Below are 24592 nucleotides of genomic sequence, written 5' to 3' on the forward strand. Positions count from 1 at the left end.
CCGCTTATCGGGTCTCGGCGGGAGGATCGGTCACCGTGATGCGGATGGACAGGGCCGTGCGGGCAGCCTCCTTGAGGACGGCGAACCGGGGGTCCGGCACCGTGAGGAACGGGACCTGCGGGAGCTGCGCGAAGCGTGACAGGACGGGTTCTCCGAGGACGCTCGTCGCCAGCGCCCTGTCGCCGCCGAGCTGCAGGCACGAGGGGGTGTGGACGCCGAACAGGGCCGCAGCGCGAACTGCGGTCTCCTCCACCAGGGCATCCGCCTGGTTGGCCCGCCGCCGCGCGAACCGCTGCTGCGACCAGCCGCCTGCGGCGGTCCGCCCCTGGACGTAGCGCGTGCCCGTCTTCGACGAGGCGATGCGGCCGTCCCTGGCGACCCCCACGGAGTAGCCTCCCCGCCGGATGAGCAGGATCCCCACCGGGAGGGTCGGATCCACCGCGGAGAGCAGGTCCGCGACGAGGCCCGACGCCGCCGCCGGAGGGCGCGGAAGGCTGCCCTGCGGCAGCGGTGGGGACAGCACCGCGGTGCAGCCGTTCGCCGCGGACACGAGGACCGAGCCGTCCGCGCGCCCGGGCGCCGGTTGCGCATCGAAGGGGCCGTTGCGGGCCTGGAAGCGCGTCAGCCACCCCTCGAGGCGCCCGGTCTCGACGAGGACGGACCTGGTGTCGGGCATCGGGGTCCTCTCGTCGGCGGGCGCGGTCCGGCCGTCGTCCTGCGGGGGAGTCCCGGCGGGTGCCGGGGCGGTCAGTGGCCCACAGTAACGTTGGTGCCGTGAATGATCTATTCAGCGCCGCGGCCGACGACGCCGAGTCGGACGACGTACCCGCCGGTGGCGCCCGTGGCTCGGCGGTCCTGCGGCCCCGGAGCCCGCTCGCCGTGCGGATGCGGCCCCGCAGCCTCGACGAGGTCGTCGGCCAGCAGCACCTGCTGGGTCGGGGATCGCCGCTGCGCACTCTCGCGGGGGAGCACGATCCCGGCGCCCACGCGGCGCCGTCGTCGGTGATCCTCTGGGGTCCGCCCGGGACGGGCAAGACGACGCTCGCCCACGTGATCGCGCGCGGCCAGGGCCGGAAGTTCGTCGAGCTGTCCGCCATCACCGCCGGCGTCAAGGACGTGCGCCGCGTCATGGACGACGCCCTGACCTCTCGGGACCTGTACCGGCAGACGACGGTCCTGTTCCTCGACGAGATCCACCGGTTCAACAAGGCCCAGCAGGACGCCCTGCTGCCCGGGGTGGAGAACGGCTGGGTGGTCCTCATCGCGGCCACCACGGAGAATCCGTCCTTCTCCGTCGTATCGCCCCTGCTCTCCCGGTCGCTGCTGCAGACACTGCGGCCGCTCGACGAGGCCGACATCCGGGGGCTGCTCCAGCGGGCCGTCGACGACGACCGCGGTCTGGCCGGGACGGCCGAACTGTCCGAGGAGGCTCTCGAGCATCTGGTGCGCCTTGCCGCAGGGGACGCACGGCGCGGGCTGACCGCGCTGGAAGCGGCCGCCGGCGTCGCGCAGTCCGAGGCGCGCGACCCGTCCGTCGATCACGGGCAGCCCCGCGCACCCGAGGACGCGACGGCCGACGACGACGATCAGGAGGGGCAGGAGGTCCTGCCCGTGCTGGTCACGCTGCAGCACGCGGAGAAGGCCGTCGATGTCGCAGCCCTGCGTTACGACCGCGCCGGCGACCAGCACTACGACGTCGCGAGCGCGTTCATCAAGTCCCTGCGCGGATCGGACGTCGACGCCGCCCTGCACTACGTGGCGAAGATGCTCGAGGCCGGTGAGGACCCGCGGTTCATCGCGCGGCGGCTGATGATCTCGGCGTCGGAGGACGTGGGGATGGCTGACCCGACCGCCCTGCAGACGGCGGTCGCCGCAGCGCAGGCGGTGCAGCTCGTCGGCATGCCCGAGGCCCGGATCATCCTCGCCGAGGCGGTCGTGCACATCGCCACCGCGCCGAAGTCGAACGCGGCCTACAACGGCATCAACGCCGCCATCGCCGATGTCCGGGCGGGCCGCGGCCAGGGCATCCCGGCGCACCTGCGGGACGCGCACTACCCGGGCGCCTCCCAGCTCGGCCACGGGAGGGGCTACGTCTACTCCCACGACGAGCCGCACGGGATCGCGATGCAGCAGTACGCACCCGATGACCTGGTGGGCCGCAACTACTACGAGCCGACGGACCGGGGCGCGGAACGCGACATTGCCTCCCGCCTGGCACGGCTCCGGCGGATCATCCGCGGCAGGTGACGCCTACGCCGCCGGTGCCGGTCTCCGGCCCGGCGGCGCCCCTCGCGTCGGAATTCGGCCCACCGCCCCCGCGCTGCTAGCATTGAACGCTGACTGGCAAGTCGTCGTGTACCAGCCCTCCCCGTACCGTGCAACAGGTTCCTGTTGGTGCGTGCGGTGGATGGCCAGGGTCGCGGCGGACTGTAGTACCGGGAAGCGGCCAATCCCGGCTCTCCGCAAGTGGAGGCCAGCGACACCGGAAGTGCGGACGCCCCCGTGGCGCAGGTCCGCTTCTTCGCCGCAAAAACATCGAAAGGTAGACGTGGCTAACAACACACGTGCCCGCCGGAAGGTTCGCATTTCGCGTGCCCTCGGCATCGCCCTGACTCCCAAGGCAGAGAAGTACCTCGAGCGTCGGCCGTACGCGCCGGGCCAGCACGGCCGCGCGCGTCGCAAGCAGGACAGCGACTACGCCGTCCGCCTGCGCGAAAAGCAGCGCCTGCGCGCCCAGTACAACATCCGCGAGGCGCAGATGGCCCGCGTGTTCGAGGAAGCGCGTCGGACCGCCGGCCTGACCGGTGAGAACCTGATCGAACTGCTCGAGATGCGTCTCGACGCTCTCGTGCTCCGTGCCGGGTTCGCCCGGACGAGCGCCCAGGCGCGCCAGCTCATCGTCCACCGCCACATCATGGTCGACGGCGCCCGCGTCGATCGCCCGTCGTACCGCGTGTCGGAGGGCCAGCTCATCCACGTGCACAGCCGCAGCGAGACCATGGTCCCGCTGCAGGTTGCCGCCGCCGGTGCGCACCGCGACGTCCTCCCCGCCGTCCCCGGCTACCTGGACGTCCAGCTCGACAAGCTCCAGGCGCGCCTCGTGCGTCGCCCGAAGCGCTCCGAGGTCCCCGTGACCTGCGAAGAGCAGCTCGTCGTCGAGTACTACGCACGCTAGGCGTCCACGGCCGCGGGTCCCACCCGCGGCACTGAACGACAAGTGTGGTCGAAGAGCCCGCGGCACCCGCCGCGGGCTCTTCGTTCTGTAAGGTACTAAGAGCACGAAATTCCCCCGCCCGCCCCTCCCGGCGTGCACCCATGCGTAAAGGAGACCGCCCATGTCAGGTGGAGATATTGCAGGCCTGATAGCGGCGGGCGTGTTCGCCGTCCTGGTCCTGCTGCTGGCCGTTCCGATCTGGAAGCTCGGCCGTGTGTTCGACGAGCTGCGCAAGGCCATCCGCACCGTCACCGACGAGACGACGCCGCTGCTCGAGGAGGTCACGAGCACCGTGAGCACCACGCACCGGCAGCTGCGGACGGTCGACGGCATCACATCCAACGTCTCCGACGCCTCGGCGAACATCTCGGCGCTGTCCTCGCTGATCGCCGCGACCATCGGCTCTCCACTCATCAAGGTCTCGGCGTTCTCCTACGGCGTCCGATCGGCCCTCGCCGGCCGGACCTCGCCCGCACGCCGCCGCCGCAGCCGCTAACCCCCACGACGAACCGGAGAGAACGATGATCAGACGAGCATTCTGGCTGGCCGCCGGCATCACGATCGGTGTGGTCGCCGTGCGCAAGGTGACCCAGGCCAAGGCGAACCTCGGACCCGAAGGCATCAACCGCGCGGTCGGGCAGATCAGTGACAGCATCACGGATTTCGCCGACGCCCTGCGCTCGGCCATGACCGAGCGTGAGGACGACCTCCGCTCGGCCCTCGGCGTGGCGGCCCCCACCGCCGCCGACAAGGACGCCGCCGTGGATGTCGCCCCGGCCACGCGCCGCTCCCTCCGCTAGGACCGAGCACCGCCGGCGCCGGCCGTCCCGGCCGCCCACCTCCCCGTCCGGCCCCTGCTGTCCGGACCACCCACCGAAGGATCTGCCCCCACATGAAGTCCCACGAGATCGCCGGCCGCTGGCTGAGCTACTTCGAGAAGAACGGGCACACGGTCGTGCCCTCGGCGTCGCTGGTCTCCTCGGACCCGTCCCTGCTCTTCACGGTCGCCGGGATGGTGCCGTTCATCCCGTACCTGACCGCCCGCGAGACGGCCCCCTACAGCCGCGCGACGAGTGTCCAGAAGTGCATCCGCACCGGCGACATCGAGGAGGTCGGCAAGACCGCACGGCACGGGACCTTCTTCCAGATGTGCGGCAACTTCTCCTTCGGTGACTACTTCAAGACCGACGCCATCCGCATGGCGTGGGAACTGCTGACCAGCGACGTCGCCGACGGCGGGTTCGGCCTGCCGGCGGACCGGCTGTGGATCACGGTGTACCACGAGGACGACGAGGCGCTCGAGATCTGGCGCGACGTCGTCGGCGTGCCCGCCGGGCGGATCCAGAAGATGGGCAAGAAGGACAACTACTGGTCCACGGGCCAGCCTGGACCGGCCGGTCCCTGCTCGGAGATCTTCTACGACCGCGGACCCGCGTACGGGGTCGACGGCGGCCCCGAGGCCGACGACGACCGGTACGTGGAGATCTGGAACCTCGTCTTCATGCAGTACCAGCGTGGTGAGGGCACCGGCAAGGACGACTTCGAGATCCTGGGCGAGCTGCCCAAGAAGAACATCGACACGGGCCTCGGGCTCGAGCGCCTCGCGATGATCCTGCAGGGCGTCGAGAACATGTACGAGACGGACCAGGTGCGTCCCGTTCTGGACCGGGCCGCGGCGATCAGCGGGAAGACGTACACGAGTTCCGAATCCCCCGAGGACCCGCACCACACCGACGACGTCCGCCTGCGCGTGGTCGCCGACCACATCCGCTCCTCGCTGCTGCTCATCGCCGACGGCGTCACCCCCTCCAACGAGGGCCGGGGTTACGTGCTCCGCCGCCTGATCCGCCGTGCTGTCCGCGCCATGCGGCTCCTCGGCGTCGAGAAGGCCTGCCTCCCCGAGCTGCTGCCCGCGTCCCGCGACGCCATGAAGGAGGTCTACCCGGAGGTCGAGTCGGACTTCGCACGGATCAGCCGGATCGCCTACGCCGAGGAGAAGGCGTTCCTGCGCACCATCGCGTCCGGTACCGCGCGCCTCGAGGAAGCCGTCCGGGAATCCCTGTCCGAGCAGCGCCCCCTGTCGGGCCAGGACGCCTTCACGCTCCACGACACCTTCGGCTTCCCCATCGACCTGACCCTCGAGATGGCCGGGGAGGCCGGCCTCGCCGTCGACGCCGAGGGGTTCCGCTCGCTCATGCTCGAGCAGCGCGAGCGCGCCCAGGCCGACGCCCGCGGCAAGAAGGCCGGCCACGCCGACCTCTCCGTCTTCACCGAACTGCTGGGCCGCGGTCAGACCGTCTTCACGGGCTACGACGAGCTGACGTCCGAGGCCACGATCGTCGCGGTCCTCGACCGCGGCCAGTCCGTTCCGAGCGCCCTGCAGGGCAGCGAGATAGAGCTCGTCCTCGACCAGACCCCGTTCTACGCCGAGGCCGGCGGACAGGCCGCCGACGTCGGACTCATCACGGGCAACGGATTCGTGGTCGAGGTGCTCGACGTCCAGCGCCCCATCAAGGGCCTGAGCGTCCACCGCGCAGTAGTGCGCGAGGGTGAGGTGTTCCCGGGCGCGGTCGTGACGGCCGCCGTCGACCGCCAGCGGCGGCACGCGGGAGAGCAGGCGCACTCCGGCACGCACATCGTCCACGCGGCCCTCCACGAGATCCTCGGCCCCGAGGCGCTGCAGCGCGGCTCGTTCAACAAGGCCGGCTACCTGCGCTTCGACTTCGCCTGGGGCGAGGGCATCAGTGCCGGGGCCCGGTCGGAGATCGAGGAGGTCTCCAACATCGCCATCCGCAACAACTACGAGGTCGAGACCAAGATCATGTCCCTCGCGGACGCGAAGGCGCTCGGCGCCACCGCGCTGTTCGGAGAGGCGTACGGCGACACGGTGCGCGTCGTCGAGATGAACGCCGAGTTCTCCCGCGAGCTGTGCGGCGGCACGCACGTGCCCTCGACGTCGCTCATCGGCAGCCTGACGCTGCTCGGCGAGCAGTCCGTCGGCTCGGGCAACCGGCGCATCGAGGCCCTCGTGGGGCTCGATGCGTTCCGTCACCTCGCCGCCGAGCGCGCACTCGTCACCGAGCTCTCCGACATGATGAAGGTGCCCTCCGCGCAGCTGCCCGAACGCCTCTCGGCGACCCTCGAGAAGCTCAAGGCCGCGGAGAAGGAACTGGATCGGCTCCGCAAGGAACAGCTCGCCCTGACCGCGGGGTCGCTCGTCGACACCGCAGTGGACGTCGACGGCGTGCGCCTGGTCGCCCACGACGCCGGCGGGATCGGCGGCGCCGACGAACTGCGGACCCTCGTGCTGGACCTGCGCGGCCGCCTCGGATCCGAACCCGCCGTGGTCGCCGTGACCGGCGTCGCCCAGAACCGCCCGCTCGTCCTCGTCGCCACCAACGAGGCGGCGCGGGCCGCCGGGGTCAAGGCCGGTGCGCTGGTGCGCACCGCCGCGAAGATCCTGGGCGGCGGCGGAGGCGGCAAGGACGACGTCGCACAGGGCGGCGGAGCCGACGTCACGCGCATCCCGGACGCGCTGTCTGCGATCCGTACCGCGGTCGCGGAGCGCTGACGGCGCCCGTGGAGGAGAACGGTGGGGGAGCGGCGTCCGGTACGTCCTACCCCTTCGGTCCGAAACTCGGCGTCGACGTCGGGAAGGTGCGCGTGGGCATGGCCGGGTGCGACCGCGAGGGCCTGATCGCGACGCCCATCCGCACGCTGAAGCGGGATGCGCGGAAGAACAACGACATCCGGATCCTCGTCCGGGAAGCGGTCGAACGCGGCGCCGTGCAGATCATCGTGGGGCTCCCCAGGAACCTGAGCGGCCGCGAGGGGGCGTCCGCGGAGATGGCACGGGAGTACGCCGGGCTGCTCGTGGAGGAGCTGGCCCGGCAGTCCCATCCGGCGCCGGTACGCCTCGTGGACGAGAGGCTGAGCACGGTGTCGGCGCACCGTTCCCTGCACGCCGCTGGTATCGGCAGCCGTGATCACCGTAAGGTGGTGGATCAGGTGGCTGCCGTTGAAATACTCCAGCATGCCATCGACATGCAACGTTCGCGCGGACAGGATGTGGGGGATCCGGTTCCCGTCGCGGCAGCAGGTGCTCAGGACCCGTTGCCGACCCCTACCGAGGAGCCCCTCATCAGAGACAGTACGCCCAGCAGGAGGACATCCGAGTCGTGAGCGACCGCCATTCCGCCCCACAGGGCGCCGCGGACGACGCGGCGGACCACCCAGCAGACCAGGCCGACGAGGGCTACTACGACGAGTTCCCCGAGGACGGGCACGCACATCCGGAGCCCGTCGAGGAGTTCTTCGTGGCACAGGACGTCCCGCGCGCCAACGGCAAGCGCCCGCCCTCGAAGGCCAAGCGCCGCCGTCGCGTCCGCCGGACCGTCATCATGCTCGTCGTGCTCGCCCTGTTCGCCGGTACCGTGTACGGGGCCGCTCTCATGCTGCGTGACTTCCTCGGCCTGAACGAGGTCAAGGACTACGCGGGCCCCGGTGGTGAGGAAACCGTGTTCACGGTCCCCGAAGGGGCCGGCGCGCTGGCGATCGGGACCGGTCTCGAGACCGCGGACATCGTCGCGGACTCCGGGACGTTCGTCGAGGCGCTCGGCGCCATCGCGGACGGGCGGGAGGTCCAGCCCGGCGAGTACGAGATGCGCCAGCAGATGTCCTCCGCGGCAGCCGCCGAGGCGCTCCTCGGTGAGGACCCGACGATGGTCTCCTACGCCGCCGTCGCCCGCGACCTGCGGCAGGGCGAGGTCTTCGACATCCTGAGCGAGTCCACGGGTATCCCGCGGGCCGAGTTCGACGCCCTCGCCGAGGACCCGGGACAGTTCGGACTCCCCGCGCAGGCACTCTCCCTCGAGGGCTACCTGCACCCGGGGGAGTACCGGTTCGACGTCGAGGCCACCGCGACCGAGATCGTCACCGAGATGATCACGGCGACCACCGACCGGCTCGTCGAGGACGGCGTGACCGACCCGGACGAGCAGTACGACATCCTGACGGTCGCGAGCATCGTCCAGGCCGAAGCGCAGGAAGGCGACTACGCCACGGTCGCCGGGTCCATCTACAACAGGCTGAAGCCGGGGAACACCGAGACCAACGGACTGATCCAGTCGGATGCGACGGTGACCTACGGGCTCGGGACCCGCACCTACCAGTTGACGGAGGAGCAGAAGAAGGACACCTCCAACCCGTACAACACGTACGCCAACCCGGGGCTCCCCAAGGGGCCGATCGGCTCCCCGAGCGACGAGGCGATCGACGCGACCGTCAACCCGGCGGACGTCCCGTTCTACTTCTGGGTGACGGTGGACCTCGACACGGGGGAGACCAAGTTCTCCGAGACGTACGCCGAGCACCTGGGCTACGTCGCCGAGTACGACGCATGGTGTGCCGACAATCCCGGACGGTGCCAGTAGGTGGTTCCGGCGGGGACCGCCGACGCCCGGCGGCTCCGGGCGGCCGTGATCGGTTCTCCGATCTCGCACTCGAAATCGCCCCTGCTGCACACCGCGGCGTACCGGGCGCTCGGCATCGACTGCTCCTACACGGCGGTCGACGTCGATGAGGCGCACATCGGCGCGTTCATCGACGACGTACGCGGCGGCGGGGCGTGGCGCGGGCTGTCCGTGACGATGCCCCTCAAGGGCGCCGTCGCACGGCTGGTCGACAGCACGACGGCGCCGGCGACGGTGCTCGGTGTCATCAACACCGTCGTCGTCGGCGACGGCCCGCATCCCACGCTCACGGGCCACAACACCGACGTCGCCGGGGTGGCCCATGCCCTCGCGGCGGCCGGCGCGGGGACGCCCCGACGTGCCGTCGTGCTGGGCGGTGGCGGCACCGCCGCGGCCGCCGTGGCAGGCCTCGCGCAGCTCGGAGGCGACGCGGTATCCGTCCTGGTGCGCCGCCCGGACGCCGCGGCGGACCTGCAGCGCATCGGTGCCGCCCTCGGCCTCGGGATCGCCATCGTGCCGTGGGCGCAGGCGGCCGAGGTGGTGCGCGCGTCCGACGTCGTCATCTCGACCCTTCCGCCACGGGCCGCCGACCCTCTCGCCCGCGAGCTCACGGCACACGCACCGTTCCGCACGGACGGGACGCTGCTCGATGTCGCCTACGACCCCTGGCCGAGTCGGCTCGCCGCGGCCTGGCAGCAGGCCGGCGGGCGCATCGTGCCCGGCCTCGACATGCTGATCCACCAGGCCGTCGAGCAGGTGGCGCTGTTTTTCCCCGGCGTCGGTGAGGACCGCGCCGCCGTCCTGCGGGCGATGTGTGACGCAGCGGGGGTCTCCCGGCACTGAGGTGGGACACGCCGCATGGCAGTATGGAAGCCATGTTGCGTTGGTTGACCGCAGGAGAATCGCACGGCCCCGCCGTGGTCGGGATCATCGAGGGCATGCCCGCCGGGGTGGGCATCACGAGCAGTGCCATCCAGGACGCGCTGGCCCGTCGGCGGCTCGGGTACGGGCGCGGCGCCCGCATGAAGTTCGAGCGGGACGAGGTGCGCATCATGGGCGGCGTCCGGCACGGGGTGACGCAGGGCGGACCCGTCGTCATCGAGGTCGCGAACACCGAGTGGCCCAAATGGGAGAAGATCATGTCCGCGGATCCGCTGGGCGACCAGGACGCAGCGGACCTCGCCGACTCCGCCCGCAACGCCCCCCTGACCCGCCCGCGCCCCGGTCACGCGGACTTCACCGGCATGCAGAAGTACGGCTTCGACGAAGCACGTCCCGTCCTGGAGCGCGCCAGCGCCCGCGAGACGGCGACGAGGGTGGCGCTCGGTACCGTCGCCGCGAAATTCCTCGAGGGCCTCGGGATCCGCCTCGTCAGCCACACGGTCGCCGTCGGCTACATCTCGGTGCCCGACGACGCCGTCCTGCCGACGCCGGACGACGTGATCGCCCTCGACAACGATCCGCTGCGATGCTTCCACCAGGACACCTCGGACGCCATGGTGGCGGAGGTGGATGCCGCCCACAAGGAGGGCGAGACGCTCGGGGGCGTCGTCGAAGTGGTCGCCTACGGCCTTCCCCCGGGCCTCGGCAGCTACGTGCACTGGGATCGCCGGCTCGACGCCCGCCTCGCCGCCGCCCTCATGGGCATCCAGGCCATCAAGGGCGTCGAGGTCGGCGACGGCTTCGAGACCGCCGCGCGACGCGGCACGGCCGCCCACGACGAGATCATCCGCAACGACGAGGGCAAGATCGTCCGCGCGAGCAACCGCGCCGGAGGTATCGAGGGCGGCATGAGCATCGGGGACACGCTCCGTGTCCGCGCCGCGATGAAGCCGATCGCCACCGTGCCCCGGGCGCTCCGGACCGTCGACGTCAGCACCGGTGCCGCCGCCCGGGCACACCACCAGCGCTCGGACGTGTGCGCCGTCCCCGCGGCCGGCGTCGTCGCCGAGGCCATGACGGCCCTCGTGCTCGCGGAGGCCGTGACCGAGAAGTTCGGCGGGGACTCCCTGGCCGAGACAGCCCGCAACCTGCGCAGCTACCTCGAGAACATCCCGGAGTTCCTGGACTCCGCCGGGGCCTGATGCAGCAGACCCGTGCGATCGCCCTGGTGGGGCCGATGGCGGTCGGCAAGTCGGCGGTGGGCAGAATGCTCGCCGAGCGGATCGGAGCCCGGTTCATCGATACGGACCGGGTGATCGTCGAGCAGCACGGCAGCATCGCCCGGATCTTCGCCCGCCAGGGCGAGGACACGTTCCGCGCCATCGAGGCCGAGGTGGTCCGCGCCGCCCTCGCCGAGGACGCCGTGGTCTCCCTGGGCGGCGGGGCCGTCCTCCACCCGCGGACGCGGGACCTGCTGCAGGACACCACGGTCGTGTTCCTCGACACCGACCTCGCGACCGTCCTCCCGCGCATCGGCGCCGACTCCGGCCGGCCGCTGCTGGCCGGGCGCCCCGCGGAACGGTGGCAGGCACTGTACGACGCACGGCGGCCCGTCTACGAGGCGCTGGCCACGACCGTCGTCGACACGCGCGGCCTCTCCGTCCGCGGGGTCACCGCCGCGGTGCTCAGGGCCCTGCCGGCCCTCTGCCGTCGCGACGATCGGCCCGACGGCGGCAGCCCCACGACACACCACCCGACACACGACCTGAACCACGAGAGCGGGACCACACCCCATGGACACTGAGACCCCCACCATCATCCCGGTCACCGGCAGCACGCCCGGAGACTCGTACGACGTCGTCGTCGGTCGCGGACTCCTCGGGCGGCTGCCCGCGATCCTCGGCGAGCGCGTGCGGCGCGTCCTGGTGATCCACCCGAGGGCGCTGCGCGCGACCGGCGACACCGTCCGTGACGAGCTCGCCGACGCCGGCTTCACCGCCGTCACCGCGGAGATCCCGGACGCGGAGGAGGGCAAGCACATCCAGGTGGCCGCCTTCTGCTGGCAGGTGCTCGGCCAGAACGACTTCACGCGGTCGGACGCCGTGGTCACCGTCGGAGGGGGAGCGGTGACCGACCTGGGCGGGTTCGTCGCGGCGACCTGGCTGCGCGGGGTCCGCGTGGTGCACCTGCCCACGAGCCTGCTCGGCATGGTGGACGCCGCCGTCGGAGGGAAGACGGGCATCAACACCGCCGAGGGCAAGAACCTCGTGGGGTCCTTCCATCCGCCGGCCGCCGTCCTGGTGGACCTCGACGCGCTGGGCACGCTGCCCAAGAACGAACTCGTGACGGGACTCGCCGAGGTGGTCAAGTGCGGGTTCATCGCGGACCCCGTGATCCTCGACCTGATCGAGCGGGACCAGGCGGCGGCGACGGACGCTGCATCGCCCGTGCTACGGGACCTCGTGGAGCGGGCCATCCGGGTGAAGGCGGACATCGTCTCCGAGGACCTCCGTGAATCGGGCCGCCGCGAGTACCTCAACTACGGCCACACCCTCGCCCACGCCATCGAGCTCGCGGAGCGGTACTCGTGGCGGCACGGCGCGGCCGTCTCGGTGGGCCTGGTGTTCGCCGCGGAGCTCTCGCGGATGGTCGGGCGGCTCAGTGATGCCGATGCGGACCGGCACAGGAGCATCCTCGAGTCGCTCGGCCTGCCGGTCACGTACCGGCGTGACCGCTGGGCCTCGCTCCTGGACGGCATGCGCCGCGACAAGAAGTCCCGCGGCGACCTCCTCCGCTTCGTGGTGCTGGACGGCATCGGCAGGCCGGGCATGCTCGAGGTCCCCGACACGTCGCTCCTCTTCGCCGCCTACCAGGAGATCGCGTCCTGACCCCGTCCGCCGGGTCCCGGCGCCGCGGGGTAGACTGGTCTCTGGACTTTCGGCGCGCCTCCGCGCGCCCGCTGTGCCCCGGCCGGCCCCTCCGCTCCCGTACACGCACGAACCGACGAAAGTGAATCTGTGGCGACCACGAACGACATCAAGAACGGCACTGTGCTGAAGCTCGAAGGCAACCTCTGGAACGTCCTCGAATTCCAGCACGTCAAGCCCGGCAAGGGTGGCGCCTTCGTCCGCACCAAGCTTCGCAACATCCTCTCCGGCAAGGTGGTCGACAAGACCTTCAACGCGGGCCTGAAGATCGAGACGGCCACCGTGGACCGCCGCGACTACCAGTACCTGTACAAGGACGGCGAGGACTACGTCTTCATGGACACCACGGACTACGACCAGCTCACGGTGCCGGGCAAGACCGTCGGCAACGCCGCCAACTTCATGCTCGAGAGCCAGATGGCCACGATCGCCATGCACGAGGGCTCCGCGCTGTACGTCGAACTCCCCGCGTCCGTGACGCTGGAGATCACCTACACGGAGCCGGGCCTCCAGGGCGACCGCTCCACGGGCGGCACCAAGCCCGCCACCGTCGAGACCGGCCACGAGATCCAGGTCCCGCTGTTCCTCGGCACCGGCACCAAGGTCAAGGTCGACACCCGCACGGGCGAGTACCTGGGACGCGTCAACGAGTGAGCGCACGCAGTAAGGCCCGACGCCGGGCCCTGGACATCCTCTTCGAATCGGCGCAGCGCGACATGCCCGCCCTCGAGGTCATCCGCGCACGCCGCGAGAAGACCGACATGATCATCGCCGACTACACCGTCGACGTCGTCGAGGGCGTCCTAGAATGCCAGGAGCAGATCGACGAGTACCTGAGCACCTACTCGCAGGGCTGGACGCTCGACCGCATGCCCGCCGTCGACCTGATGATCCTGCGGATCGGCAGCTGGGAGCTGCTCTTCAACGACGACGTGCCCGACGGCGTCGCGGTCAGCGAAGCCGTCGAGCTCGCCAAGATGCTCTCCACGGACGAGTCGCCGAAGTTCGTCAACGGTCTCCTCGGACGCCTGCAGCAGCTCAAGCCGACCCTGCTCGCCTGAGCGGCCCTCCGCTCGTCCCTGGAAGCCCCCGCAGGCCGTCGATGGCCTCCGGGGGCTTCTGTGTTCAAGGGGTGCTCGGTCCTGTCGCGCTCGTCGTGCAGGTGTGGCGGGTCGCACCACCGACCACACGCGCACTCGAGGCCCGACGGCAACCCGACGGCAACCCGACGGCGCCACTCCTACCCGGCGGTCGAGGCCAGATGGACGATCCGGGCCCGCCGCTGCGACGCCTCGGCCAGCAGGGCGCGTTCCTCGGCCACGTAGTCGCCGTCGCGCCGGCCGCCCAGCATCCGCTGGCGCGTGTACGCGATGCGCGACGCCGTCCGGATGAACGCGTGCATGTCCGCCTTCGCCCCGACAAGTCCTGCCCACGCGAGGGCCCGCGACCTGCCGGGCCCGGTCGCGAGCATGTGCACCTCCTCGACCGTGAACCAGCCCGCCTCCGCGTAGTCGCCCAGGCGCGCCTCGGTGAGGCGCCGCTCGGCACGCCGGAGGAGGACGACGGCGATCACGGCGGCGATGAACAGCGGCACCTGGACCACGAAGTAGAAGAGGAAGAAGTTGTCGAACAGCAGGATCGTGCCACCGTTCCACAGCATGTGACCGGCGATGGCCGGCAGGAGCCCGAGGACGAAGGCACCGAGGATCCGGGCGTTGCCCCCACCCCGGGTCAGCGCGTGACCGAGGACGAACCCGAGCACGGCAGTGAACATGACATGGGCGAACGGGGAGAACAGTCCGCGCAGCACGAACACCCCCACGAGGGCGCCGGCGTTGCCCGAGTCCATCACGGCGGAGCCGAAGTAGAGGATGTTCTCCGTGAACGCGAAGCCCGCCGCGACGGTCCCCGCGTAGACGATGCCGTCCACCGGTCCGTCGAAGTGGCTGCGGCGCGTGTACACGAGGATCAGGACGCCGAGGCCCTTGGCGAATTCCTCGACGAGCGGCGCCTGGAGGACCGGGCCGATCACGTCCGGGGACGTCGTGGTGAGCGCATTCCCCAGCAGTTCGACCACGTAGGTGCCGAGCAGCAGGGTCACGGCGACGGACGTCCCGGCGCCCCACAGGAACGCGAAGAGCAGGGCACCGCGCGGTTCGGGGTCCCACCGGTCGATCCAGCGCAGCCCGAGGAGGCAGATCCCCAGGGGGACCAGCGCGAGGATGCCGCAGAGGACGAACGCCGACGGCCCGAGGGACAGCGAGAGGACGAGGAGGACGGCGGCGACCACCACGGCGGCGACGAGCACGAGGAGGACGTCGAGCACCCGGCGGTGTCGGGGCGTCCGGTCCCACACCGGATGGATGGGGTCGCCCGGACCGCGCGTCGGCGCCGCCCGAGGGTGCCGCACGGTGGTGTCGCTCCACCACCCCTGGTCGCTCCGCCGGTACCGCCGGAGGTCGTGCTGCGCCCGGCGCGGGTCCTCCGGTCGTCCGTAGCCGTGCGGCCCGCCCGCGTTCGTTCCCTGGTTGTTCAGTGCCATTCCCCAACCCTAGGGGCAAGTACCGCTGTGGTAGTTTTGAATGCGCAACCACCCTTTAAGTTCCGTCCCGTGAGGCGGGGAAGGAGGAAGCGTGTCATGACCATGCCTGCCTCGGAATCCGGCATCACCAAGCGCGTTGTTCTCGCAGCAGCAGACATCGACCGCGCACTCACGCGCATCGCCCACGAGATCCTCGAGGCGAACAAGGGTTCGCAGGACCTCGTCCTCCTCGGCATCCCGCGCAGGGGCTTCCCCCTGGCCCAGCGCCTCGCCCAGAAGATCGCCTCCGTGGACCCCTCGGTGGACCCGGACCTCATCACGGGCCAGCTCGACGTCACCCTGTACCGGGACGACCTCCGCCGCAATCCCACTCGCTCACCGCTCGCGACCCAGCTGCCGCCGTCGGGCATCGACGACAAGGTCGTCGTCCTCGTCGACGACGTCCTCTACTCGGGGCGCACCATCCGGGCGGCCCTCGACGCCCTCGCCGACCTCGGCCGTCCGCGCGCCGTCCGCCTGGCGGTCCTCGTCGACCGCGGTCACCGCGAACTGCCCATCCGCGCAGACCATGTGGGCAAGAACCTCCCGACATCGTCCCGCGAACGCGTGCGCGTGCATCTCGCCGAGATCGACCTGATCGGCGGGTCCGCCGTGAACGAGGTCGTCATCGAGGGCGGCGCGTGAAGCACCTGCTCAGCACCCAGGACCTGTCCGTCCGGAACGCGCTGCGCCTGCTGGACGTCGCCGAGGAGATGGCGGTGGTCGGGGAGCGGGAGATCAAGAAGCTCCCTGCGCTGCGCGGCCGGACGGTGGTGAACCTCTTCTACGAGGACTCCACCCGCACGCGCATCTCCTTCGAGGCCGCAGCGAAGCGCCTCTCCGCCGACGTCATCAACTTCGCGGTCAAGGGATCGTCGGTGTCCAAGGGCGAATCGCTGAAGGACACCGCGCAGACCCTGGAGGCCATGAGCGCGGACGCCGTCGTGATCCGCCACCCGGCCTCCGGGGCCCCGGCGCGGCTCGCGGCGTCGGGCTGGATCGACGCCGCCGTCGTCAACGCCGGGGACGGGACCCACGAACACCCTACCCAGGCCCTGCTGGACGCCTTCACGCTGCGCCGGCACTGGGCGCGGCTCGCGGGCACACCCAGCGCGGGGAGCACCCTCGCCGGCATGAAGATCCTGATCGTCGGGGACGTCCTCCACTCGCGGGTGGCGCGCTCCAACGTCTGGCTGCTGACGACGCTCGGCGCGGATGTCCTCCTCGCCGGCCCGCCCACCCTGCTCCCGGTCGGCGTCGAAGCCTGGCCCTGCACCGTCTTCTACAACCTCGACGACGCCCTCGCGCAGCGGCCCGACGCCGTCATGATGCTCCGCCTGCAGGCCGAGCGGATGAACGCCGCGTTCTTCCCCTCGACGCGCGAGTACTCACGGCGCTGGGGGTTCGACGACGGACGGCTCGCGCTGCTGGACACGATGGGCCTCGACGACACCGTGATCATGCACCCCGGTCCCATGAACCGGGGCCTCGAGATCTCGGCCGCCGCCGCGGACTCGCCCCGCTCCACCGTCCTCGCCCAGGTCCGCAACGGCGTGTCCGTGCGGATGGCGGCCCTGTACCTGCTGCTCGCCGGGGATCCGCGTGACGCGCAGGACGACTCCGACGGGCAGCACCAGACCGACGACCCGCCAGCCCTCATCCCGGAAGGCCGCCCCCTGTGACGACCCGCACCAGTTCCACCGGCCCCACGCCACCCCCGTACCTCATCCGCGGAGCCTCGATCCTGGGCCGCGACGCCCAGGACCTCCTCGTCCGCGACGGCGCCATCGCCGCCGTCGGCGCCGCCGCGGCGTCCGAGGCGCCGGCGGACGCCGAGACGATCGACGCCGAGGGCCTGATCGCCCTACCCGGCATGGTGGACCTCCACACGCACCTCCGCGAACCGGGACGCGAGGACGCCGAGACGGTCGAGACCGGCTCCCGCGCCGCCGCGCTCGGCGGGTTCACCGCCGTGCACGCCATGGCCAACAGCTCTCCCGTGGCCGACACCGCCGGCGTCGTCGAGCAGGTGTACCGCCTGGGACTGGCCTCGGGCTGGGTCGAGGTCCGCCCGGTCGGGGCGGTGACCGTCGGGCTGCGCGGCGAGCGGCTCGCCGAACTCGGCGCCATGGCCGAGTCCCGGGCCGCCGTCCGCGTGTTCTCCGACGACGGCATCTGCGTCTCCGACCCGGTGCTCATGCGCCGCGCGCTCGAGTACGTCAAGGCGTTCGACGGCGTCATCGCGCAGCACGCGCAGGAACCCCGCCTCACCGAGGGCGCCCAGATGAACGAGGGCGAGGTCTCGGCCGTGCTCGGCCTCGCCGGCTGGCCGGCCGCCGCGGAGGAGAGCATCATCGCCCGCGACGTCCTGCTCGCCCAGCACGTCGGCTCGCGCCTGCACGTCTGCCACGTCTCCACGGCCGGGTCGGTGGAGATCATCCGGTGGGCGAAGGCCCGCGGCATCGACGTCACCGCGGAGGTGACCCCCCACCATCTGCTCCTCACCGACGAGCTCGTCCGCAGCTACGACCCGGTCTACAAGGTCAACCCGCCGCTGCGCACCTCCGACGACGTCCACGCGCTGCGTGCGGCCCTCGCGGACGGCACGATCGACGTCGTCGGCACCGACCACGCGCCGCACCCGAGCGAGCACAAGGAGTGCGAGTGGGCGCAGGCCGCCATGGGCATGACCGGTCTCGAGACGGCGCTGTCCGTGGTGCAGCACACCATGGTGGACACCGGCCTGCTGGACTGGGAGGGCTTCGCCCGGGTCACCTCCGTCAGCCCGGCCCGGATCGGCCGCCTCGAGCACCAGGGCCGGCCGATCGCCGCCGGCGAGCCCGCCCACCTGATCCTCGTCGATCCGGCCGCGCGCTGGACCGTCGACCCGTCCACGATGGCCACGAAGGGACGCAACAGCCCCTTCCGCGGCCTCGAGCTGCCCGGCAGCGTCCGGGCCGTCTTCTACGCCGGGCACCCGACCGTCCTCGGCGGGCGCCTCGCGACGCCCCGCCCCGCGTCCGCCACCACGACCGAGGAGGCCGCCGCATGGAATATCTAGGCTGGGTCGTGCTGACCCTCGGCATCATCGCCGTCGTCATCGTGCTCATGGGACTCGGCTGGCGCAACCGGCTGCGCCGCCAGTCGGACGTCCCCGCGCCTCCTGAGCCGCCCGCGGACCCGGGACCCGTCCTCTACGAGGCCGAGGGACAGTACGTGGCGACGACGACGGCGGGGGACTGGCTCGACCGTATCGCCGTCCACGGGCTGGGCCTGCGCGGCAACGCCGTCGCCACCGTCCACCAGGACGGCATCCTGGTCACGCGCACCGGCGCCCGCACCGTCTTCATCCCGCGCGGTGACCTCACCTCCGTGCAGCTCGCCGGCGGCATGACGGGCAAGTTCGTCGAGAAGGAGGGACTCGTGATCCTCACCTGGCGCCTCGGCGCCCTCGGCGTCGACACGGGGTTCCGCACCCGCCACGCCGCGCACAAGGCCCAGCTCCTCGCCGCCGCGGCCGCCCTCGTCCCGGCCCGCCCCGCCCACCCGGGCGCCGCCCGCACCGACACCACAGACACCACCCCCGACCGCACTCCACCGACCCCCGAAGGCAGGGAACAGCTGTGAGCCACGCTCCAACAACGGCACCGGTCCACCGACAGGCACCCGCAGTGCTCGTCCTCGAGGACGGCCGCACGTTCCGCGGCCGCACCTACGGGGCCGAGGGCACCACGTTCGGCGAGGCGGTCTTCGCCACCGGCATGACCGGGTACCAGGAGACCATCACCGACCCGTCCTACGCCCGTCAGCTCGTCGTCCAGACGGCGCCGCACATCGGCAACACCGGGGTGAACGCCGCCGACGCCGAGTCGCGCCGCATCTGGGTGGCCGGGTACATCGTCCGCGACGCGGCACGCCGTCCGTCCAACTGGCGCTCCGAGCAGAGCCTCGACGACCAGCTGCGCGAGCAGGGGATCGTCGGGATCGAGGGCGTCGACACGCGTGCCGTGACGCGGCACCTCCGCGAGCGCGGGGCCATGCGTGCCGGCATCTTCTCCGGCGCCGACGCTTCGCTGCCCGAGGACCGGCTCGTCGAGCAGGTCCTCGCCCAGCCGTCCATGGCGGGCTCCCGCCTCGCCGAGGAGGTCAGCATCGACGAGACGTACGTCGTCGAACCCGCCGACCACGGCTGGGCCGGCGAGACGGTCGCCACCGTCGCCGCCCTGGACCTCGGCATCAAGGCGATGACCCCCAGGCACTTCGCCCAGCGCGGTGTGCGCACCGTCGTCCTGCCCGCCGCGGCCACCTTCGACGACGTGCTGGCCGCGCGGCCGGACGGCGTCTTCATGTCCAACGGCCCCGGTGATCCCGCGACGGCCGACGCCCAGGTGGATCTCCTGCGGCGCGTGCTCGATGCACGCGTGCCGTTCTTCGGCATCTGCTTCGGCAACCAGATCCTCGGCCGCGCGCTCGGCTTCGGCACCTACAAGCTGCGCTACGGCCACCGGGGGATCAACCAGCCCGTCCTGGATCGCCGCACCGGCAAGGTCGAGATCACCTCGCAGAACCACGGCTTCGCCGTCGACGCCCCGCTGGACGGGCCCGTGGAGGCGCCCGCCGGCAGCTACGGCCGCGTCGAGGTGAGTCACGTGTCCCTGAACGACGACGTCGTGGAGGGCCTGGCGTGCCTGGACCTCCCGGCCTTCTCCGTCCAGTACCACCCCGAGGCCGCGGCCGGTCCGCACGACTCGGCGTACCTCTTCGACCGCTTCATCGACCTGATGCGGGCCGAGAAGGACCGCGCAGGCGACCAGCCCGCCCCTGCCAGCACAACCCAGGAAGAGAACTGATGCCCCGCAGAACCGACCTCAAGAGCGTCCTCGTGATCGGCTCCGGGCCGATCGTCATCGGGCAGGCCGCCGAATTCGACTACTCGGGCACGCAGGCGCTGCGCGTGCTGCGCGAGGAGGGCCTGAGGGTCATCCTCGTGAACTCCAACCCGGCCACCATCATGACCGACCCGGAATTCGCCGACGCCACGTACGTGGAGCCGATCACCCCGGACGTCGTCGAGAAGATCATCGCGAAGGAACGCCCGGACGCCCTGCTGCCCACCCTGGGCGGCCAGACGGCGCTGAACACGGCGATCGCGCTCGACAAGAACGGTGTCCTCGAGAAGTACGGCGTGGAGCTCATCGGCGCGAACATCGCCGCGATCGAGCTCGGCGAGGACCGCGAGAAGTTCAAGGGCGTGGTCGCGCGGTGCGGCGCGGAATCGGCCCGGTCCTCGATCATCCATACGCTCGACGAGGCGCTGGCCGCCGCGGAGGAGCTCGGCTATCCGATGGTCGTCCGGCCGTCCTTCACGATGGGCGGTCTCGGCTCCGGCCTCGCGTACACCGAGCAGGACCTCCGCCGGATCGTCGGCCAGGGCCTGCAGTACAGCCCCACCAGCGAGGTCCTTCTCGAGGAGAGCATCCTCGGCTGGAAGGAGTACGAGCTCGAGATGATGCGGGACCGGAACGACAACGTCGTGGTCGTGTGCTCCATCGAGAACGTCGATCCCGTGGGTGTGCACACCGGGGACTCCATCACGGTGGCTCCGGCCCTGACGCTCACCGACCGCGAGTACCAGCGCCTGCGGGACATCTCGATCGCCGTGATCCGCGAGGTCGGTGTCGACACGGGTGGCTGCAACATCCAGTTCGCCATCGAGCCCGACACGGGCCGCGTCGTCGTCATCGAGATGAATCCGCGCGTCTCGCGCTCCTCCGCCCTCGCATCGAAGGCCACCGGGTTCGCGATCGCCAAGATCGCCACGAAGCTCTCCCTCGGCTACACGCTCGACGAGATCCCCAACGACATCACGCTGAAGACCCCGGCGTCCTTCGAGCCGACGCTGGACTACGTGGTGGTCAAGGTGCCCCGCTTCGCGTTCGAGAAGTTCCCCGCCGCGGACCCCACGCTGACCACCACCATGAAGTCCGTGGGCGAGGCCATGGCGATGGGCCGCAACTTCACCGAGGCGCTGCAGAAGGCGCTGCGCTCCCTCGAGCAGAAGGGGTCGCAGTTCTCCTACGCGCCGGTTCCCGCCGCCGATGTGGACGCCCTCGTCGAGGCGGCCCGGCGCCCCACCACGGAACGGCTCTCGCAGGTGCAGCGCGCCCTGCTCGGTGGCGCCGGCGTGGAGCGGCTGTACGAGGCGACGGGGATCGACCCGTGGTTCCTCGACCAGCTGGAACTCCTCAACGAGGTCGCGGAGGAGATCCGCTCGGCGCCGAACCTGACGGAGGACGTGCTGCGGCGCGCGAAGCGCCACGGGTTCTCCGACGAGCAGATCGGCTCCCTCAGCTCCACGCCCGAGGCCGTGGTGCGCGGGGTGCGGCACGCGCTCGGGATCCGCCCGGTCTTCAAGACCGTGGACACCTGCGCCGCGGAGTTCGCCGCCTACACGCCGTACCACTACTCGTCCTACGACGAGGAGGACGAGGTGGCGCAGCACGAGCAGCCCTCCGTGATCATCCTCGGCTCCGGGCCCAACCGGATCGGCCAGGGCATCGAGTTCGACTACTCGTGCGTCCATGCCACCATGGCGCTGCGTGAGGCCGGGTACGAGACGGTCATGATCAACTGCAACCCCGAGACGGTTTCCACGGACTACGACATCTCCACGCGCCTGTACTTCGAGCCGCTCACCCTCGAGGACGTCCTCGAGGTCATCGCCGCCGAGCGGCGCACCGGCGGGGTGCTCGGCGTCTTCGTCCAGCTCGGCGGGCAGACGCCGCTGAAGCTCGCCCAGGAGCTCGCCGACGCCGGGATCCCCATCCTCGGCACGTCCCCCGAGGCCATCGACCTGGCCGAGCACCGCGGCGCGTTCAGCCGGGTGCTCGACGCCGGCGGCCTGATCTCCCCCAAGAACGGCACCGCGGTGTCCTTCGAGGACGCGAAGAAGATCGCCGACGACATCGGCTACCCGGTGCTGGTCCGGCCGTCCTACGTGCTCGGCGGCCGCGGCATGGAGATCGTCTACGACGAGCCGAACCTCTCCCGCTACATCTCCAACGCCACGGAGATCACGGAGGCGCACCCCGTGCTGATCGACCGCTTCCTCGAGGACGCGATCGAGATCGACGTCGACGCGCTGTACGACGGCACGGAGATGTACCTCGGCGGCATCATGGAGCACATCGAGGAGGCCGGCATCCACTCCGGCGACTCCGCGTGCGTGCTGCCGCCCATCACCCTCGGCGCCGATGTGCTGCACCGCGTCCGGGAGGCCACGCTCGCCATCGCCGAGGGCGTCGGCGTGCGGGGACTCATCAACATCCAGTTCGCGCTGGCCTCCGACGTCCTCTACGTGCTCGAGGCGAATCCGCGCGCCTCGCGGACCGTGCCGTTCGTCTCCAAGGCCACGGGCGTGCAGCTCGCGAAGGGCGCCGCCCTCATCGGCACCGGAATCACCGTCGCCGCACTGCGCGAGCGCGGGATGCTCCCGGCCCGGGGCGACGGCGGCTCCCTGCCGCTGGACGCGCCGGTCTCCGTCAAGGAGGCCGTGCTGCCCTTCAGCCGCTTCCGCACCCCCGAGGGCACGGTGGTGGATTCCCTGCTCGGCCCCGAGATGCGCTCCACGGGTGAGGTGATGGGCATCGACAAGTACTTCGACACGGCCTTCGCCAAGAGCCAGGCCGCCGCGAACGCCGCCCTGCCGGTGCAGGGCAAGGTCTTCGTCTCCGTGGCGAACCGGGACAAGCGCGCCATCGTGATGCCGGTCAAGCGGCTCGTGGACCTCGGCTTCGAGATCGTGTCCACCGGCGGGACGGCCGACGTCCTGCGACGCAACGGCATCCAGGCGACGACGGTCCGCAAGGTCGCCGAGGGGACGGGCGCCCATGGTGAGGGCACCATCGTCGACCTCATCACCGAGGGCGGGATCGACATGATCATCAACACGCCCTCGGGGGGCCAGGCGCGCGGCGACGGCTACGAGATCCGCGCGGCCGCCACGTCCTACGGACTCCCGGTCATCACGACGATCCCCGAGGCGGGGGCGGCCGTCCAGGCGATCGAGGCCATGCGCTCCTACGAGTGGTCGGTGACGAGCCTGCAGGAGCACGCGGCGAACCTCCGGGCGTCGACCGCGGCCCGCGATGCCTCCTGAGCCGGGTGCCGCCGTGAGCCGTGCCCCCTTCGGGGAGCGCCTCGCGGCGGCCCGGGCGGACCGGGGAAGCCTCTGCGTCGGCATCGACCCGCACCCCGGACTGCTCGGTGCCTGGGGGCTGGAGGACACCCCGGCGGGCCTCGAGCGGTTCTCGCTCACGGTGCTCGACGCGGTCGGGCCCGTCGTCGCGGCCCTCAAGCCGCAGGTCGCACTCTTCGAACGGCACGGCGCGCGCGGACTCGCGGTCCTCGAGACGCTGCTGGCCCGCGCGGCCGACGCGGGCGTGCTGACCATCGCGGACGCCAAGCGCGGCGACATCGGATCCACCATGCAGGCCTACGCCGAGGCGTGGCTGGGGGAGGGCCATCCGCTGGCAGCCGACGCGGTCACCCTGAACCCGTACCTGGGGTTCGAGTCGCTCCGTCCCGCCCTCGACCTCGCTGCGGCGACGGGACGCGGTGTGTTCGTCCTCGCCCTGACCTCCAATCCCGAGGGCCGGTCGGTGCAGCACACGGGCGGGGACGCGTCCGTGGCGCGGTCGATCGCGCATGCGGCAGCGGCCGAGAACGCCGGTCCGGGACCCGGGCAGGTGGGCCTGGTGATCGGCGCGACGATCGGTGATGCGGCGCAGCGGCTGGGGCTGGACCTGCCCTCCCTCAACGGTCCGATACTCGCCCCGGGGGTCGGGGCCCAGGGCGCGGGGCGGCGCGAACTGGAGGCAGCGTTCGGCGCGGCCCTGCCGTTCGTGCTGCCGACCTCGAGCCGGGCGGTCCTCGCCGCCGGGCCCGACGCGGCGTCGCTGCGGGGGGAGGCGGAGCGGACCCGCGACGGGCTCGCGTGAGCGCGGGCGCGCATTGATTTCGGAGGCGTGCGCCCGGTAGGTTCGTTCCACCGGGCCTGCCGGCCCCACCCACCCCGGAAGGCGTCCACGCGCGTCCGGCGATCCACCTGACCCAGCCACGACGAGCGGTCGCCACCCTCCGTGGTGCCGTCCAGCGTAGGGAGCAGCAGTGAGCCTGAAGCCATTGACGGACGAGGAACGGACGCGGGCGCGGGAGAAGGCGACGGCGGCGCGTGCGGTGCGGGCGGACGTCAAGTCCCGGCTGCGGACCGGTAAGCTTTCCGTGGCGGACGTGATCCAGAACCCCGACGGCGACGACGCCGTGGGCCGCCTCAAGGTCCTCGACCTCCTCAAGGCCCTGCCCGGCGTCGGCGACGTGCGGGCGGCGGCCATCATGGCGGAGGTGGGCATCGCGGGGACCCGCCGGGTCCGCGGACTCGGCATCCACCAGCGCAAGGCCCTCGTCACGTATCTCGAACAACACCACTCTGGCTCGGCCAGGAAGTAAGGAAGCGTCA

The 24592-nt window shown here is 71.4% G+C and carries 23 protein-coding genes; 21 read left to right on the top strand and 2 right to left on the bottom strand.

Features of this window, described 5'->3' with window-relative positions:
* Positions 1–4: 4 nt before the first annotated feature.
* Positions 5–676, bottom strand: a complete 672-nt coding sequence (locus ACX80F_RS07270; RefSeq protein ID WP_459335716.1) for an acVLRF1 family peptidyl-tRNA hydrolase — start codon at positions 674–676, stop codon at positions 5–7.
* Between the two features lie 98 nt (positions 677–774).
* Here ACX80F_RS07270 and ACX80F_RS07275 point away from each other — a divergent pair, with 98 nt between their 5' ends.
* The 13 genes from ACX80F_RS07275 to nusB all read left to right on the top strand — a co-directional run bounded on the left by ACX80F_RS07275 (position 775) and on the right by nusB (position 13555).
* A complete protein-coding gene (locus ACX80F_RS07275; RefSeq protein ID WP_459335717.1) occupies positions 775–2247 on the top strand; it encodes a replication-associated recombination protein A in 1473 nt (490 codons plus the stop codon).
* Between the two features lie 301 nt (positions 2248–2548).
* Positions 2549–3175 (top strand): 30S ribosomal protein S4, encoded by a 627-nt coding sequence (gene rpsD / locus ACX80F_RS07280; protein WP_434994135.1) that lies wholly within the window; start codon positions 2549–2551, stop codon positions 3173–3175.
* A 160-nt stretch (positions 3176–3335) separates the two neighbouring features.
* A complete protein-coding gene (locus ACX80F_RS07285; RefSeq protein WP_459335718.1) occupies positions 3336–3710 on the top strand; it encodes a DUF948 domain-containing protein in 375 nt (124 codons plus the stop codon).
* A gap of 25 nt (positions 3711–3735) precedes the next feature.
* Positions 3736–4014: a hypothetical protein gene (locus ACX80F_RS07290; protein WP_459335719.1), complete on the top strand. Its 279-nt coding sequence runs from the start codon at positions 3736–3738 to the stop codon at positions 4012–4014.
* Between the two features lie 92 nt (positions 4015–4106).
* Positions 4107–6785 carry an alanine--tRNA ligase gene (alaS, locus tag ACX80F_RS07295; protein WP_459335720.1) on the top strand — a complete coding sequence of 893 codons (2679 nt, stop codon included), beginning with the start codon at positions 4107–4109 and terminating at the stop codon, positions 6783–6785.
* An 8-nt stretch (positions 6786–6793) separates the two neighbouring features.
* Positions 6794–7396, top strand: coding sequence for a Holliday junction resolvase RuvX (gene ruvX / locus ACX80F_RS07300; RefSeq protein WP_459335721.1), 603 nt, complete (start codon positions 6794–6796; stop codon positions 7394–7396).
* Positions 7393–8646: an endolytic transglycosylase MltG gene (gene mltG / locus ACX80F_RS07305; RefSeq protein WP_459335722.1), complete on the top strand. Its 1254-nt coding sequence runs from the start codon at positions 7393–7395 to the stop codon at positions 8644–8646. Before ruvX ends, mltG begins: the two co-directional genes overlap by 4 nt.
* On the top strand, positions 8647–9528 hold the full coding sequence (locus tag ACX80F_RS07310; RefSeq protein WP_459335723.1) for a shikimate dehydrogenase: 882 nt from the start codon (positions 8647–8649) through the stop codon (positions 9526–9528).
* Positions 9529–9560: 32 nt separating this feature from the next.
* Positions 9561–10769 carry a chorismate synthase gene (gene aroC, locus ACX80F_RS07315; protein ID WP_459335724.1) on the top strand — a complete coding sequence of 403 codons (1209 nt, stop codon included), beginning with the start codon at positions 9561–9563 and terminating at the stop codon, positions 10767–10769.
* Positions 10769–11371 carry a shikimate kinase gene (locus tag ACX80F_RS07320; RefSeq protein ID WP_459335725.1) on the top strand — a complete coding sequence of 201 codons (603 nt, stop codon included), beginning with the start codon at positions 10769–10771 and terminating at the stop codon, positions 11369–11371. The genes aroC and ACX80F_RS07320 overlap by 1 nt, the downstream gene beginning before the upstream one ends.
* On the top strand, positions 11361–12455 hold the full coding sequence (aroB, locus tag ACX80F_RS07325) for a 3-dehydroquinate synthase (RefSeq protein ID WP_459335726.1): 1095 nt from the start codon (positions 11361–11363) through the stop codon (positions 12453–12455). The genes ACX80F_RS07320 and aroB overlap by 11 nt, the downstream gene beginning before the upstream one ends.
* Positions 12456–12584: 129 nt before the next feature.
* A complete protein-coding gene (gene efp, locus ACX80F_RS07330) occupies positions 12585–13148 on the top strand; it encodes an elongation factor P (RefSeq protein WP_459335727.1) in 564 nt (187 codons plus the stop codon).
* On the top strand, positions 13145–13555 hold the full coding sequence (gene nusB / locus ACX80F_RS07335; RefSeq protein ID WP_459335728.1) for a transcription antitermination factor NusB: 411 nt from the start codon (positions 13145–13147) through the stop codon (positions 13553–13555). Before efp ends, nusB begins: the two co-directional genes overlap by 4 nt.
* A gap of 179 nt (positions 13556–13734) precedes the next feature.
* Here nusB and ACX80F_RS07340 read toward each other — a convergent pair whose 3' ends face one another.
* On the bottom strand, positions 13735–15036 hold the full coding sequence (locus tag ACX80F_RS07340; protein WP_459335729.1) for a PrsW family intramembrane metalloprotease: 1302 nt from the start codon (positions 15034–15036) through the stop codon (positions 13735–13737).
* 102 nt (positions 15037–15138) lie between these two features.
* Between ACX80F_RS07340 and pyrR the strand changes: the two genes are divergently transcribed.
* The 8 genes from pyrR to mihF all read left to right on the top strand — a co-directional run bounded on the left by pyrR (position 15139) and on the right by mihF (position 24582).
* Positions 15139–15720 carry a bifunctional pyr operon transcriptional regulator/uracil phosphoribosyltransferase PyrR gene (pyrR, locus tag ACX80F_RS07345; RefSeq protein WP_459335910.1) on the top strand — a complete coding sequence of 194 codons (582 nt, stop codon included), beginning with the start codon at positions 15139–15141 and terminating at the stop codon, positions 15718–15720.
* Positions 15717–16757: an aspartate carbamoyltransferase catalytic subunit gene (locus ACX80F_RS07350; RefSeq protein ID WP_459335730.1), complete on the top strand. Its 1041-nt coding sequence runs from the start codon at positions 15717–15719 to the stop codon at positions 16755–16757. Before pyrR ends, ACX80F_RS07350 begins: the two co-directional genes overlap by 4 nt.
* Positions 16754–18136, top strand: coding sequence for a dihydroorotase (locus ACX80F_RS07355; RefSeq protein WP_459335731.1), 1383 nt, complete (start codon positions 16754–16756; stop codon positions 18134–18136). The genes ACX80F_RS07350 and ACX80F_RS07355 overlap by 4 nt, the downstream gene beginning before the upstream one ends.
* A complete protein-coding gene (locus ACX80F_RS07360; protein WP_459335732.1) occupies positions 18124–18702 on the top strand; it encodes a PH-like domain-containing protein in 579 nt (192 codons plus the stop codon). The genes ACX80F_RS07355 and ACX80F_RS07360 overlap by 13 nt, the downstream gene beginning before the upstream one ends.
* On the top strand, positions 18699–19925 hold the full coding sequence (carA, locus tag ACX80F_RS07365) for a glutamine-hydrolyzing carbamoyl-phosphate synthase small subunit (protein ID WP_459335733.1): 1227 nt from the start codon (positions 18699–18701) through the stop codon (positions 19923–19925). Before ACX80F_RS07360 ends, carA begins: the two co-directional genes overlap by 4 nt.
* Positions 19925–23233, top strand: a complete 3309-nt coding sequence (gene carB / locus ACX80F_RS07370; protein WP_459335734.1) for a carbamoyl-phosphate synthase large subunit — start codon at positions 19925–19927, stop codon at positions 23231–23233. Before carA ends, carB begins: the two co-directional genes overlap by 1 nt.
* A complete protein-coding gene (pyrF, locus tag ACX80F_RS07375; protein ID WP_459335735.1) occupies positions 23223–24074 on the top strand; it encodes an orotidine-5'-phosphate decarboxylase in 852 nt (283 codons plus the stop codon). The genes carB and pyrF overlap by 11 nt, the downstream gene beginning before the upstream one ends.
* A 169-nt stretch (positions 24075–24243) precedes the next feature.
* Positions 24244–24582 (top strand): integration host factor, actinobacterial type, encoded by a 339-nt coding sequence (gene mihF / locus ACX80F_RS07380; protein ID WP_459335736.1) that lies wholly within the window; start codon positions 24244–24246, stop codon positions 24580–24582.
* Positions 24583–24592 lie beyond the last annotated feature (10 nt).

Source organism: Arthrobacter sp. TMS2-4 (genome assembly GCF_054511075.1).

What these genes read in the sequence shown, in the direction of transcription:
- ACX80F_RS07270 (WP_459335716.1), bottom strand. Translation starts at nt 676, where the DNA reads ATGCCCGACACCAGGTCCGTCCTCGTCGAGACCGGGCGCCTCGAGGGG.
- ACX80F_RS07285 (WP_459335718.1), top strand. Translation starts at nt 3,336, where the DNA reads ATGTCAGGTGGAGATATTGCAGGCCTGATAGCGGCGGGCGTGTTCGCC.
- ACX80F_RS07290 (WP_459335719.1), top strand. Translation starts at nt 3,736, where the DNA reads ATGATCAGACGAGCATTCTGGCTGGCCGCCGGCATCACGATCGGTGTG.
- alaS (WP_459335720.1), top strand. Translation starts at nt 4,107, where the DNA reads ATGAAGTCCCACGAGATCGCCGGCCGCTGGCTGAGCTACTTCGAGAAG.
- aroC (WP_459335724.1), top strand. Translation starts at nt 9,561, where the DNA reads ATGTTGCGTTGGTTGACCGCAGGAGAATCGCACGGCCCCGCCGTGGTC.
- ACX80F_RS07320 (WP_459335725.1), top strand. Translation starts at nt 10,769, where the DNA reads ATGCAGCAGACCCGTGCGATCGCCCTGGTGGGGCCGATGGCGGTCGGC.
- aroB (WP_459335726.1), top strand. Translation starts at nt 11,361, where the DNA reads ATGGACACTGAGACCCCCACCATCATCCCGGTCACCGGCAGCACGCCC.
- ACX80F_RS07340 (WP_459335729.1), bottom strand. Translation starts at nt 15,036, where the DNA reads ATGGCACTGAACAACCAGGGAACGAACGCGGGCGGGCCGCACGGCTAC.
- pyrR (WP_459335910.1), top strand. Translation starts at nt 15,139, where the DNA reads ATGCCTGCCTCGGAATCCGGCATCACCAAGCGCGTTGTTCTCGCAGCA.
- ACX80F_RS07360 (WP_459335732.1), top strand. Translation starts at nt 18,124, where the DNA reads ATGGAATATCTAGGCTGGGTCGTGCTGACCCTCGGCATCATCGCCGTC.
- carB (WP_459335734.1), top strand. Translation starts at nt 19,925, where the DNA reads ATGCCCCGCAGAACCGACCTCAAGAGCGTCCTCGTGATCGGCTCCGGG.
- pyrF (WP_459335735.1), top strand. Translation starts at nt 23,223, where the DNA reads ATGCCTCCTGAGCCGGGTGCCGCCGTGAGCCGTGCCCCCTTCGGGGAG.